Origin of the sequence: Pseudomonas sp. fls2-241-R2A-110 (genome assembly GCF_030209165.1) — a bacterium.
GTDB lineage: Bacteria > Pseudomonadota > Gammaproteobacteria > Pseudomonadales > Pseudomonadaceae > Aquipseudomonas.
On record NZ_JARVSN010000017.1, the window covers coordinates 221854 to 235701 of the forward strand.

The following is a 13848-nucleotide window of genomic DNA, read 5'->3' on the forward strand; positions in this document are numbered from 1 at the left end:
AACATGTTCAATGACCTGAGTCGCCTCGGTAAATACCTCGGTCAGGCCGCGCGCCTGATGGTCGGCATGCCCGACTACGACAACTACGTCGAGCATATGCAAACCAAACACCCGGACAAACCGGTGATGAGCTACGAGATGTTCTTCCGGGAACGCCAAGAGGCTCGTTACGGCGGCAAGGGTGGGCCGAAATGCTGTTAATCTACTAGCAGCGAGTTATCAGATGTAATGTGGAGCGGGCTTTTGTGGGAGCGAGCTTGCTCGCGATGCAGACAACTCGGTATATCGTCAACACCGAGGTGATGCCATCGCGAGCAAGCTCGCTCCCACAGGACCGCTCCCTTTTTTTGAGTAGTAGAAGGAGATCCAGTTTGTCCTCTCCCATCCCCGTCACGATCCTCAGCGGCTTCCTCGGCGCCGGTAAAACCACGCTGTTGCGCCACCTGCTCAAAGCCGAGCACGGCCTGAAAATCGCCGTGATCGAGAACGAATTCAGTGACGCCGGTATCGACACCCAATTGCTGGGTGAAGAGCCGGTGCAAGTGATGACACTGTCCAATGGTTGCGTGTGCTGCACCATCCACACCGACCTGACCAAAGCCCTGTACCTGTTGCTCGAACGCCTCGACAGCGGCGAAATCGCCTTCGATCGCCTGGTGATCGAATGCACCGGTCTGGCCGATCCGGCACCGGTCGCTCAAACCTTTTTTATCGATGAAGAACTGCGCGAGCGCTACATCCTCGACGGCATCATCACGCTGGTGGACGCGGCGCACGCCGATACTCACCTGACCCAGACCATCGCCCAGGCACAGATCGGATTTGCCGACCGCCTGCTGGTGAGCAAACGGGACCTGGTGGACGAGGCGACGTTCACGGCCCTCAGCGAACGCCTCACTCGCATCAACCGTCGTGCGCCGATCCGCGTGGTCGACCACGGCAAGATCGATCTGGCCGAACTGCTCGACGTGCGCGGTTTCAATCTCAACGCCGATCTCGGTGGTGGCGTGAGCCTGCGCCCGGTGAGCAAAGCGCCGTCCATCGACCGGATTTCCAGCCTGGTGCTACGCACTGACAAGCCGCTGGATATCGACAAGCTCAGCGAGTTCATGAATGAGCTGCTGGAAGAACATGGCAAGCAATTGCTGCGTTACAAAGGAGTGTTGAGCATTCTGGGCGAGCCGCGGCGGATGGTGTTCCAGGGTGTGCTGAAGTTGTACGGTTTCGATTGGGACACGGAATGGGCTGACGACGAGGCGCGCGAAAGCGTGATTGTGTTCATTGCCGATGATTTGCCGGAAGAGAAGATTCGGGAAGGTTTCGCGCGGGTGGCGGCGGACTAAAGCCTGACATTTCAACGGGCGTGATCCCGTCATCGTCGGATCACCGCCCGGAGCCGGCTCCGGGGCGGCGATCCGACGATGGCGATCTAACCGGCAACACGATTCTGGCCTGATCTCGTCCCAGAGTGCAGCAATGCCTCTTCAAGAAAATCCAGATGCTGGCTCAGCAATGCCTCGGCAGCCACCGCATTCCCACATTCCACCGCATTGACAATCTCCTCATGCCTCTCGCAATAACTCTCCAAGTGCACATCGAAATACGCAATCGCCAGTGAAGTCAGCGGCACCAGACTGCCCAGAAAATGCGCCAACGGTGCATTCCCCGCCATTTCCGCCAAGTGCAAATGAAACTCGCCTGACAACCGAATGGCCGGGCCACGCGCCGTACAACTACGCTCGCTCTCGATCAGGGCACGCAGGCGATTCAAGTCCACCATACGGGGTTGCCGGCAAGCCAGGCGCACCAACGTAATCTCGGTCAGTCGCCGGGCATGCAGCATCTGCCGGGTCTGCTCATGGTCGAGCGTGGCAACGCGAGGCCGGTGGTTCGGCCGAAGGACGATGATCTGCTGATGGGACAGGCGGGTCAGCACGCCACGAATGTCACTGCGTCGGGCGCCGAACATCTGCGTCAGACTTTCTTCGGTAAAACGACTGGTCGCATCGATACGCTGTTCGAGAATGGCATCGAAAACCCGCGAATAAAGATTATCCGCTGGCGAGGGGAAGGGCAGGGCGGCAAGCGTCTGCGATGAGGCGAAGCTGTTCATGGCCTGTCTCCAGTTCGAAGAGGGTTCAACTGCCGAGGTTGTCGTCCGGGATGTTCAATTCAATGCCCATGCGTTGGCCTTCGCGAAGGATGTGTCGACGCATTTCGGCACTGGCCTGGGCGCTGTTCTTGCTGCGGATGGCGCGCACCACGGCTTCGTTTTCTTCCAGGCGTTCTGCCAGATGCTCCGGCGAATTGCGCAGCACTTCGGCGCTTTGCTTGAGGGCGTTGCTGGTTTGCTGCACCACGCTCTGGAAGATCGGGTTCGAGGTCAGGGTGAACAGCTCCTCGTGGAACGCGATATAAGCGTTGACCCCTGCCTCGCTGTCGTTGGCCTCCAACGCCTCGCGCATGTCCATCAGGGTCAAGCGCAATTGCCCGACTTCCTTGCTGCTGATCGACTGCGCGACCAGGCCGACAATGAACGGCTCCAGGGTGTAGCGCAGTTGCAGCACGTCTTCCAGGCTGGCACCAGCCACCGCGCTGTCGTGGCTTTGGCTGTCGCTGAGATTGGCTTCCAGCACCACCACGCCTTTGCCTGGCATGGAGCGCACCAGGCCGAGGGTTTCCAGCACGATCACCGCTTCACGCAGGCTCGGACGGCTGATGCCCAGTTGTTCGGCGAGTTCACGTTGCCCTGGCAACATGTCGCCGGAACGCCACTGACCACGGGCCAAAGCGGCCCGGAGTTTTTCCACGACTGAATTCACAACGGTCGACGAGGTAATCACTGTTCGCTCCATGAGCATCCAAAACGGTTGATGGCCGTGCCTGCCCGCGGGCAGACACGGCGATTATTCAAAATTCCTGCTGATGCGCCGGGGCCGCCGGTTTTCTCGGCTGGAAGGTATAACCCACCTGACCGGAAAGCACCTTGTTCGCTCGCTGAATATCGATGTCTTTTTCCCAGCGGGCGATGGCCACGGTGGCGACGCAGTTGCCGATCAGGTTGGTCATCGCCCGCCCGATCCCCATGAACCAGTCCACCGCCAGCACCAGCACCAGGCCGACCACCGGAATCGCCGGGATCGCCGTCAGGGTCGCCGCCAGAATCACCAGCGCCGAGCCGGGAATCCCGTGGGCGCCTTTGGAGGTGATCAGCGACACCAGCAGAATGGTCAGCAAGTCGGTCATCGCCAGCGGCGTACCGGTGGCGTTGGCGATGAAGACGATGGCGAGCGTCAGGTAGATCGAGAACCCATCGAGGTTGAAGGAGTAACCCGTAGGAATCACCAACCCCACGGTGGAACTGCCGATGCCCAGATGCTCAAGCTTGCGCATGATCTGTGGCAGCACTGCGTCGGAGGAAGCGGTACCCATGACGATCAACAGTTCTTCGCGCAGGTATTTGAGCAGTGGCCACATCCGCAGGCCGGACAGGCGCATCACCAGGCCGAGAATCAGCGACACGAACGCCACGCAGGTCAGGTAAAACAGGCCGACCAGGCTGCCCAGATGCTGCAGCGAGTCCAGGCCATATTTGCTGGTGGTAAAAGCGATGGCGCCGAACACGCCAATCGGCGCCAGACGCACAATCATGCCCATGATGCGGAAGATCACGTGGCTAAGTTCGTTGATCAGCCGGGAAATACCGGAGGCCGCTTCACCCACCAGGTTCAGCGCGCTGCCGAACAGCACTGAAAACAGCAGCACTTGCAGAATGTTGTTGTCCGCGAATGCGCCGATCACCGAGGTCGGGATCAGGTCCATCAGAAACTGCGTGGTGGTGTGCATGTGCTGGCCGCGCTGGGCGATGTCGCCGATGTCGGCGGTCGAGAGCTGATCCAGATGAATGTTCGCGCCACTGCCGATCCCGGTACTGAAGGCGAACACCAAGCCAATCACCAGTGCGATGGTGGTCAGGATTTCGAAGTAGATCACTGATTTCAGGCCGATGCGTCCGACCTTCTTCAAGTCGCCCGCACCACTGATGCCGCTGACCACCACACAAAATACAATCAGGCCGATGAGCATCTTGATCAGTTTGATGAAGCCGTCGCCGAGCGGTTTGAGCTGGGCAGAGTATTCAGGAAGGGTCAGCCCGCAGACGATGCCGAGCACCAGTCCGAGAACCACTTGGAGGAAGATTGAACGCGAGCACCATCTGAGCATGGGAGGAATCCTGGTCGGTGTCCTGGCTGCCGTGCGCTTGAACGCATCAGATTCAGGACTTAATTATTGTGGTCTTACCGGTATGTCCAGTGCAGGCGCAGTCTAGACGCAGGTTTTAGGCGTTCGCAAGTGGAAAAAGCAAAATTGGCATGACCGGTCTTACCAGTTAAGCGTCAAGGCCCGTGCTTGAGCGGTTCTACAGGTGAAAAAAAACCGGTCATCACTGTCCGGTTTTCTTTGGGTTCGGCGATCTTGCATTGACTGAGCGTCAGGCAAATGCCTGCCGTCGTCTCTGTAGTCCCAACGACTTGCTTTGATTAGTTTCTATATTTAAGTGCGCCTGCGCTTATCAAACATTTAATCTTCATTCGGAGTGCTGAGGTCGGGTGCATTTCTTTCTTCAATGATTAAGTTGAAAAGCATCGGTGCTCCACCCCTGTCGCCGATATAAATATACTTGGAGTCATGAAGTTTGTGTTTGTGGAGAAGGCCAGAGCCTTTGGCTTGAATATAAATTTCCGGGTGGTCTTGTTTGATATTATCCAGCGTCAGAATATTGTGACGCCGGTCGACCAGATTGAAAGTTGTTGAACCTGCGGCAGGATATGCACCAATAAGCCCCGTCTCACTGATACTCAGGCACTGGCCGAAATACGGTCCCGGCGTGCGGATGTAGAGCCTGTAATCGCTGCCGGTGTACCTGAAGTACAGGAGGAGGCGGGGTTTGGCGTTTACCGGGACCTCGGGGCGCAGACCTAAAAAATGCGAGTCGTCTCGCTGTTGCCGTTTTCCGGTAAAGAACCCGCCACTGCCAAATGAATACGTGACAAGGGCCCGAGGTGCATGCAGCAAGTTGAGGAAGTGCAAAAGTGTATCGTGGGTGCCAAGGGTCGCCGTAAAGGATTTTTGTTGATTAGAACTCATGATCAGTCTCTCTATTCGTGGGGTTAGCGTTCTTCCGTTATTGGAAACAAGAAGTCTCGCTAGAAGTTTTCTGAGTTTTCGAATAGTAAGAGTTTTGCGTGTGACGTGCGTGTGGAGTAACTTTTCAAGCTGTTTCTGTGGTGGGGTTTATGCGGTCGTATAGTGGCTTTGGGTTTTTTAGGGTGGGGTGTTAATACGTGGATATATCGAATTGAAGATATAAAAAAACCGGCCATCACTGGCCGGTTTTTGTACTGCGGTTCAGCGGTGCAGTTAAGCGCCGTACACCGGCAGCTTCTTGCAGATGGCCTTGACCTTCTCACGAACGGCGTCGATCACCGCTTCGTTGTTCAGGTCAGCCAGGATGTCGCAGATCCAGCCGGCCAGCTCTTTGCACTCAGCTTCCTTGAAGCCACGAGTGGTCACGGCCGGCGTGCCGAAGCGCAGGCCGGAGGTGACGAACGGGGAGCGTGGATCGTTTGGCACGGAGTTCTTGTTCACGGTGATGAACGCTTTGCCCAGAGCGGCGTCGGCGTCTTTACCGGAGATTTCCTGCTTGATCAGCGAGAGCAGGAACAGGTGGTTTTCAGTACCGCCGGAGACCACGTCGAAACCGCGCTCGATGAACACGCCGGCCATCGCCTTGGCGTTTTTCACCACTTGTTGCTGGTAAGCCTTGAACTCAGGCTGCAGCGCTTCCTTGAAGCAGATCGCCTTGGCAGCAATCACGTGCTCCAGCGGGCCACCTTGGGCGCCCGGGAATACCGCGGAGTTCAGCTTCTTCTCGATGTCGGCGTTGGCGCGAGCCAGGATCAGGCCGCCACGTGGACCGCGCAGGGTCTTGTGCGTGGTGGTGGTCACGACGTCAGCGAATGGCACCGGGTTCGGGTAGACGCCAGCGGCGACCAGACCGGCCACGTGAGCCATGTCGACGAACAGGTAGGCGCCGACCTTGTCAGCGATAGCGCGGAAGCGTGGGAAGTCGAGGATCTGCGAGTAGGCAGAGAAACCGGCCACGATCATTTTCGGCTTGTGTTCTACAGCCAGGCGCTCGACTTCGTCGTAGTCGATCAGGCCATTGGCGTCGATGCCGTACTGAACGGCGTTGTACAGCTTGCCGGAGGAGGAAACGCTAGCACCGTGGGTCAGGTGACCGCCGTGGGCCAGGCTCATGCCCAGGATGGTGTCGCCCGCTTGCAGCAGGGCCAGGTAGACGGCGCTGTTGGCTTGGGAACCGGCGTGTGGCTGAACGTTGGCGTAATCGGCGCCGAACAGTTCTTTTGCACGGTCGATGGCCAGTTGCTCAACCACGTCGACGAACTCGCAACCACCGTAGTAGCGCTTGCCCGGATAGCCTTCGGCGTATTTGTTGGTCAGTACCGAGCCTTGAGCTTCCATCACCGCTGGGCTGGTGTAGTTTTCCGAAGCGATCAGCTCGATGTGTTCTTCCTGGCGCTGAGCTTCTTGCTCCATGGCGGCAAAAAGATCGGCGTCGTACTTGGCAATAGTCAAATCACGGCTGAACATGGCGGTCCTCAAGGATCGGGGCAGAAAAGGGGGGCATTCTAACCCAACCGCTTTTAGATGGCATATGAAAGGACATCATGTCGCAGACAAGTGGGCTTCATGACGGGATCAGCGGTGATCGTGCTGGCCTTATCGCGGGCAAGCCCGCTCCCACAGGGATCTTCAGTGGTCACAAATCCTGGATTCACCCAAAAAACGGTGGGAGCGGGCTTGCCCGCGATGGGGCCGGTAGCCTCTGCGCAAGGCCTCAGTCGAACATGAACAGCGCATCATTGCTGAACTGCGCCTCAAACCGGTTGGCTGGCATCGGTCGTCCGAACAGATACCCCTGAACCTCATCGCACCCATGCTCGCGCAGGAAGTCGAGTTGCTCATGGGTTTCCACGCCTTCGGCGATCACTGCCAGGTTCAGGCTGTGGGCCATGGCGATGATCGCCCGGGCAATCTGCGCATCCTGTTCGCCTGACGGCAGCCCATCGACGAAGGTGCGGTCGATTTTCAGCACATCGATCGGGAATTGCTTGAGGTAGTTGAGCGATGAATAACCGGTGCCGAAGTCATCGACCGCAATGCTCAGGCCAAGGTTTTTAAGCCCGGCGAGTATCTGCATCGCTTCGCTGACTTCGCGCATCAGAATACTTTCGGTCAGTTCCAGCTCCAGGCACGCCGGTGGCAGGCCGGTTTCCCTGAGAATGGTGGCGATCCGCGTGCCGAGCTGACCGTCGGAGAATTGCCGGGCCGAGATGTTCACCGAGACCTTCGGCACCCGCACCTTGGCTTGATGCCAGGTCTTGAGCTGGCGGCAGGCTTCGCTGATCACCCAGTCGCCGACATCCACCACCAACCCGAGCTCTTCGAGCACCGGAATGAAATCCCCCGGCGGCACCAGGCCACGGCGCGGATGACGCCAGCGCAGCAACGCTTCGGCGCCGGTCAGGCGTTTGCCGTCGCCACTGAACTGCGGCTGGTAGTACAGAACGAATTCGTCCTGTTCCAGGGCATGACGCAAGTCGCTTTCCAGTTCCAGGCGCTCCAGAGCGCTGGCGTTCATGTCCGCCTGATAGAACTGGAAGTTGTTCTTGCCGCGCTCCTTGGCGTGGTACATCGCGGTGTCGGCGTTCTTCATCAGCTGACTGAGTTCGTTGCCATCCTGCGGGCTCAGCGCGATGCCGATACTGGCGGTGACGAAAAACTCGCGGCCTTCGAGCACGAACGGTTTCACCAGGCTGGCGAGGATCTGTTCGGCGACATGAATCGCCCGGTTCAACGCCACTTCACGAGTGGCCCGCGGTTGCAGCAGCAGGGTGAACTCGTCACCGCCCATGCGCGCCACGGTGTCGTCGTCATCAACGCAACCGAGCAGGCGGGTGGCCATTTCCTTGAGCATGCGGTCGCCAGCGGCGTGTCCGAGGGAGTCGTTGATCGGCTTGAAGCGATCGAGGTCGAGGAACATCAGCACCACCCACGACTTCTGCCGCTCGGCCGATTGCAGCGCCGTGTGCAGACGGTCCTGGAACAGTGTGCGGTTGGGCAGGTGGGTCAGGGCATCGTAATAGGCGAGGCGGTGGATTCGCTGCTCGCTGGCCTTGCGCTCGCTGATGTCGCTGAAGAAGCACACGTAGCTGGCCAGATCGCCTTCATCGTCGAGCACGGCGGTGATGCCGACCCAGGCCGGGTAGTGTTCGCCATTGCGCCGCTTGAGCCAGACTTCGCCTTCCCAGGTGCTGTTCTGATGCAGTTGCTTGAGCACGTAGCGCAGGTGTGCTTCCTGCTGTTCGTCGACGGTCAGCATGTTCGGCAACTGGTCCAGCACCTGCTCCACGGCATACCCGCTGACGCGGCTGAACGCTTCGTTGGCCTGGACAATGTAGCCGGCCGGGTCGGTGATCAGGATTGCCGACGTGGAATGTTCGAATACCGTGGCCGCCATGCGCAGGTCTTTCTCCGCGCGGCGTTGCTGGCTGATGTCGCGACCGACGCCCAGCACGCCTTCGAAGGCGCCGTGTTCGTCCCAGACCAGCACCAGCCGCAGTTCGATCGGGATCTTGCGACCGTCAGCCCGCAGGCAATCGAACAGGAACAGTTGGGTCTGCACCTGACTGCGCAGCAGCGCCAGTTGTTCGGGTTTGTTCAGCGCTTTGCTGACCCGGTCCATCAAGCTGTAGATGCCGGTCAGTTGTTGCGGGTTGGCGATGGTCGACTGCCAGCCGTTCTGGAAGATCCAGTCGGCGTCGAAACCCAACACCGCCTGCACCGAAGGACTGACGTAGTTGAGCGCCAGTTTGCTGTCGGTGGAGAAAATCACGTCGCTGATGCTTTCGGCGAGCATCCGGTAGCGCTGTTCGCTGTCTCGCAGGGATTCACTGGCTTCGATCTGATCGGTGATGTCCTTGGCCACGCCGATGATTCGTGTGACTTGATCGTGTTTGTCCCGCGCCAGCGCCTGTTCGCGAATATCGAAACGTCGCCATTTTCCATCGCGATGACGGAAACGCAGCTGGCATTGCAGCAGTTGGGTGTACCCCCCTTGGCGCTGGGTCTGGCGCGAGCGATGGTATTCATCGGCGTCTTCGGGGTGCAGGAGGATTTCCCAGAAGTACTCGCCCATCTGGTGCAGCTCGGTGCGGTTGTAGCCGAGAGTCTGCCCCAAGTGATGGTTACTGAAGATCATCCGTTGGCTGATCACGTCCTGCACGTACAGGTGATCCGGTACGGTGCGCACCACGTCGGACCAGAACCCTTCGCGCTCCAACAGCGACAGCTCGACGAGTTTGCGACTGGTGATGTCGGTGATGCTCAGGATGACCGCTTTATAGTCCTCCTGGTTTTCCGGCAGGCGCAGCACCAGCCACAGATGCTGGTCGCGGCCGTTGGCATCCTGGAGCTTGATTTCCAGCTCAAGCTGTTTCTGCTGGTTGAGCACCGTTTCAAGCACTTGATGGCCAATGGCGGTGCCGTCCAGCGCAGAGCCGTCAATCAGCAGTTTCCAGGCTTGAGCGCAGGAATTGACGTTCAGCAGTTGCAGGGCGACCTGATTGACCTCGGTAACGCGCAGCTCCGACAGCAGTTGCTGGCGTTGCTCCGGGTTCTTGAGCCACACCGTGAGTTGTTCGCTGCTGTGCAGTTGGGCCTTGTCAAAGAAGCCCTTGAGACCGGAGACGTCCAGCACACAAAGGGCGACGCCGGTGCCTTCGAAAATATCGTGATAGCGTCGGCGGCCCTCATGCAGCTGGCGCTGTCGGCGGCGAATGTTCAGCAGCACGATGAACGGCAGCAGGGAGAGCGCCAGGCCCAACAGGCATTTGCCGATGAATGCCGGCAACAGTTGTTCGAGCACTTGCTGACGGTCGAACAGCCCGCGCAATTGCCAGTCGCTGTTGCTCAGCGGCACTGTCAGCACACTGTTGGTCAGATCGTCCGGGGACAACACGCCCTGGCGGGTTGAGGGCGACGCTTCATCACGGCTGATGATTTGGTGATTGACGCGGTTTTCCACCAGCCACAACGGGCGGATACCGGCCTCGTTCTGTTGGGTCAATGACGAAAAAAAGCCCGGTGTCAGGCGTAGCACCCAATAGCCGCGGGTGCTGCCGCTGGCTTGATGCAGCAGCAGATGCACCACTGAACCGTCGTCGGCATTGCTGAAATAATGAGCCTGGGCGCGGCTGCGCCGGACGAGGTCGCTCAGGTAGTCGGCATCGTCGCTGTTGGCGGCGCTGTCGCTGAGCACTTTTCCGGAAGGGCTGAGTAACGCCAGGCTGCGCAGACCAGGCAGCGACTGTTGCAGCTTGCGCAGCAGCGCCTGCTGTTCGTCGTCACTTTGCGGTTGTTCGACGATCGGTAGCAGATTCAGGGCGATCTGCGCGTTGAGCGCCATGTTCAGGCTGACTTGCGAGGCCAGGTCGGCGGTGTAATCGATGGTGTACTGGCGCTGGTTTTTCTGCGTTTCGCGAAGTTGATCCAGCAGCTGCCAGAACAGCAGCGCGAGCAGCAACAACACGAGTGTCGCCAGCGCACCCTTCAAGGATCCGCGCAGGGGGGAGCCGGGCGCAGGTTGCGGTGCGCTCACGGACGATGGCGGAGAGACGTTAGACAAACTGTAATCCTGCGGTTTGGCTGGACTGGCGCGACGTGCACTATAAGCCGGACGCCCGGAGGGCGGCTAGCATGCCTTGTGTTGTGGCGAAGTGCCAGCCCCTACTGGCTGGACTGCCATCTGTCATTCAGGTAGCTTTGCCGGTTACACGGGAGCGTTCCAGCTCCTAAACTCAGACTTTTTCAGCGCGCACGCATTGATACCCGTCAAGCGGACGACGCGCACGGTCTGGCCGGGCAACGCCTGCGCTCCAAATCATCTGTCACTGACCCAAGGTTCTCCATGGCTCAATATGTATTCACCATGCATCGGCTGGGCAAAGTTGTTCCGCCGAAGCGGGAAATCCTGAAAAACATTTCGCTGTCATTTTTCCCCGGCGCCAAGATCGGCGTACTCGGCCTCAACGGTTCGGGTAAGTCCACGCTGCTGAAAATCATGGCCGGCGTCGATACCGAGTTTGAAGGCGAAGCCCGCCCGATGCCGGAGCTGAACATCGGTTACCTGCCGCAGGAACCGATCCTGGACCCGACCAAGACCGTGCGTGAAGTGGTCGAGGAAGCCGTCAGCGTGATCAAGAACGCCCAGGCTCGCCTGGACGAGGTCTACGCCGCTTACGCGGATGAGGATGCCGACTTCGACAAACTGGCCGCTGAACAGGCCAAGCTCGAAGCCATCCTGCAAGCGAGCGACGGCCACAACCTGGATCGCCAACTGGAAGTCGCCGCCGATGCGCTGCGTCTGCCGGCGTGGGATGCCAAGATCGAATTCCTGTCCGGTGGTGAAAAGCGTCGTGTGGCCCTGTGCCGACTGCTGCTGTCCGCCCCTGACATGCTGCTGCTCGACGAACCGACCAACCACCTGGACGCCGATTCCGTCGCCTGGCTGGAGCATTTCCTGCACGATTTCCCGGGCACCGTGGTTGCGATCACGCACGACCGTTACTTCCTGGACAACGTTGCCGGCTGGATCCTCGAGCTCGACCGTGGCGCCGGTATCCCTTACGAGGGCAACTATTCGGGTTGGCTCGAAGCCAAGTCCGATCGTCTGGCCGCCGAATCCAAGCAACAGTCGGCCCACGAAAAAGCCATGAAGGAAGAGCTGGAGTGGGTGCGCAAAGGCGCCAAGGCCCGCCAGTCCAAATCCAAGGCTCGTCTGCAACGCTTCGAAGAAATGCAATCGCAGGAATTCCAGAAGCGCAGCGAAACCAACGAGATCTACATCCCGGCCGGTCCGCGCCTGGGCGACAAGGTCATCGAGTTCAAGAACGTTTCCAAGGGTTATGGCGATCGCGTGTTGATCGACAACCTGTCGTTCTCCATGCCTAAAGGCGCCATCGTTGGCGTGATCGGCGGTAACGGTGCCGGTAAATCGACCCTGTTCCGCATGCTGATGGGCAAGGAACAACCGGATTCGGGCACCATCGAAGTCGGCGAAACCGTGCAGCTTGCTTGTGTGGATCAGAGCCGCGAAGACCTGGACGGCAGCAAGACTGTGTTCCAGCAAATCTCCGACGGTTCGGACCAGATCCGCATCGGCAACTACGAGATTCCGTCGCGTACCTACGTCGGTCGCTTCAACTTCAAGGGCGGCGATCAACAGAAGTTCGTCAAGGACCTGTCCGGTGGTGAGCGCGGTCGCTTGCACCTGGCCCTGACCTTGAAAGAGGGCGGCAACGTTCTGCTGCTCGACGAACCGTCCAACGACCTCGACGTTGAAACTCTGCGTTCCCTGGAAGAAGCCCTGCTGGACTTCCCGGGCGCTGCCATTGTGATCTCTCACGATCGGTGGTTCCTTGACCGCGTCGCGACACACATCCTGGCGTACGAAGACGACTCGCAAGCAGTGTTCTTCGAAGGTAACTACACCGAGTACGAAGCTGATCGCAAGAAACGCCTCGGCGAAGCAGCTTCCCAGCCGCATCGTGTACGGCACAAGAAACTGGCCTGATTTCAAGTTGGTCGCATAAAAAAACGGAGCCTTCGGGCTCCGTTTTTTTATGGGTGTCATTCAGGTGAATCGCGGCGCGACTATCGCGAGCAAGCTCGCTCCCACAGTGGATCAGCAGTGAACTTCAGATTCGTCGCCAACCACAAATCCCTGTGGGAGCGAGCTTGCTCGCGATGGCGTCATCTCGGTCACTCAACCTCGATGCCCAGAACCTCAATCACCAAATCCCCCACCGGCCGCTTCCACACCACCTCATCCCCCATCTGCGCACCCAGCAGCGCCCGCCCCAGTGGCGAACCCCAATTGATCAGCCCGGCGGCGGCATCCGCTTGATCCTCGCCGACCAACTGCACACGCTGTTCGTTGCCCTGTTCATCGGCAAACGTCACCCAGGCGCCCATCTGCACCTTCTCGGTCGATGAGGCCGGTATGACTAACTGGGCGCTTTGCAGGCGTTGGTTGAAATATCGCCAGTCACGCTCTAGGTCGGCCTGGCGCTGTTTGTCGGCCAGTTCACCTTTCGCGCTCTGTTCATTGAGCAGGTTTTGCACCTCGGCGACTTTCGCCTGAAGCTGAGCAAGTCCGGCGGGCGTGACGTAATTGGGCTGCGCGCTGACTTGCCGTTCGACTGGCTGATCGGCTTGCGCGGCGGCGTTATCTTCATTGACGAAGGCGCGACTCATGGTTTTCTCCCGTTATAGGGTTTGGGCCATGGTTGCAGGCTTTTAGTTTCGACGGATGTCTGTCAGCGACTCATGGCGAGCGATAGGCCCGGGCAGCGCCTTGGTCTTTCTGTTGCTGCCAGGCTTTGTCCCGATCGTCCCAATGGCGGCTGTGATAGTCCTTTCGATCTTCACTTTCGCGCATGGCCTGGCACTGGCGGAAACCGTCGCTCCAGCCTTCGGCGTATTGCTTGTCCTTGAGGTAGCGCGGGACGTTCTTGCGAAACTCGCCGGTGATGGCCCCGGCAGCCTGCCGGCCACTGCTGCATCCGTCATCGAAACCATCGGCGAAGGCCGGTGGATACCCCTTGGCGATCAGATCTTCGTGGGTCGTCTGGCAACCCGCAATCAACATCAACAACCCCAGCAACGCTGCGCAACGCCACATCTCTGACTCCCGGACCGTTT

Annotated in this window: 11 protein-coding genes; 3 read left to right on the forward strand and 8 right to left on the reverse strand. The window is 59.0% G+C overall.

Translation table 11 applies throughout. The annotated features are described in order from the left end of the window. Positions 1-3 precede the first annotated feature (3 nt). Both QRN31_RS13710 and yjiA read left to right on the forward strand, forming a co-directional pair. Complete coding sequence (locus QRN31_RS13710; protein ID WP_007895266.1) at positions 4-201, forward strand: YbdD/YjiX family protein; 198 nt, start codon at positions 4-6, stop codon at positions 199-201. A 170-nt stretch (positions 202-371) separates the two neighbouring features. After that, complete coding sequence (yjiA, locus tag QRN31_RS13715) at positions 372-1343, forward strand: GTPase (protein ID WP_285432531.1); 972 nt, start codon at positions 372-374, stop codon at positions 1341-1343. Between the two features lie 86 nt (positions 1344-1429). On the opposite strand, the gene QRN31_RS13720 is transcribed toward yjiA, so the two are convergent. The 6 genes from QRN31_RS13720 to QRN31_RS13745 all read right to left on the reverse strand — a co-directional run bounded on the left by QRN31_RS13720 (position 1430) and on the right by QRN31_RS13745 (position 10771). Continuing rightward, a complete protein-coding gene (locus QRN31_RS13720; RefSeq protein ID WP_285432532.1) occupies positions 1430-2113 on the reverse strand; it encodes a GntR family transcriptional regulator in 684 nt (227 codons plus the stop codon). A gap of 25 nt (positions 2114-2138) precedes the next feature. Then, positions 2139-2843: a FadR/GntR family transcriptional regulator gene (locus QRN31_RS13725; RefSeq protein ID WP_090179689.1), complete on the reverse strand. Its 705-nt coding sequence runs from the start codon at positions 2841-2843 to the stop codon at positions 2139-2141. A 67-nt stretch (positions 2844-2910) separates the two neighbouring features. After that, entirely contained in the window at positions 2911-4224 is a 1314-nt protein-coding gene (locus tag QRN31_RS13730; RefSeq protein WP_285432533.1) for a C4-dicarboxylate transporter DctA, read from the reverse strand. Positions 4225-4581: 357 nt separating this feature from the next. Further along, the gene (locus QRN31_RS13735; RefSeq protein ID WP_285432534.1) at positions 4582-5148 is read right to left on the reverse strand and encodes a hypothetical protein; all 567 of its coding nucleotides are present in this window, start codon (positions 5146-5148) and stop codon (positions 4582-4584) included. Between the two features lie 273 nt (positions 5149-5421). After that, on the reverse strand, positions 5422-6675 hold the full coding sequence (glyA, locus tag QRN31_RS13740) for a serine hydroxymethyltransferase (RefSeq protein ID WP_222588531.1): 1254 nt from the start codon (positions 6673-6675) through the stop codon (positions 5422-5424). 247 nt (positions 6676-6922) lie between these two features. After that, positions 6923-10771 carry a bifunctional diguanylate cyclase/phosphodiesterase gene (locus tag QRN31_RS13745; RefSeq protein ID WP_285432535.1) on the reverse strand — a complete coding sequence of 1283 codons (3849 nt, stop codon included), beginning with the start codon at positions 10769-10771 and terminating at the stop codon, positions 6923-6925. A gap of 282 nt (positions 10772-11053) precedes the next feature. On the opposite strand from QRN31_RS13745, the gene ettA reads away from it, so the two are divergent. Next, positions 11054-12718, forward strand: a complete 1665-nt coding sequence (gene ettA, locus QRN31_RS13750) for an energy-dependent translational throttle protein EttA (RefSeq protein ID WP_222588529.1) — start codon at positions 11054-11056, stop codon at positions 12716-12718. Positions 12719-12906: 188 nt separating this feature from the next. On the opposite strand, the gene QRN31_RS13755 is transcribed toward ettA, so the two are convergent. Continuing rightward, the gene (locus QRN31_RS13755; RefSeq protein WP_285432536.1) at positions 12907-13401 is read right to left on the reverse strand and encodes a GreA/GreB family elongation factor; all 495 of its coding nucleotides are present in this window, start codon (positions 13399-13401) and stop codon (positions 12907-12909) included. A gap of 70 nt (positions 13402-13471) precedes the next feature. Then, positions 13472-13828 (reverse strand): hypothetical protein, encoded by a 357-nt coding sequence (locus QRN31_RS13760; protein WP_285432537.1) that lies wholly within the window; start codon positions 13826-13828, stop codon positions 13472-13474. Positions 13829-13848: the final 20 nt, after the last annotated feature.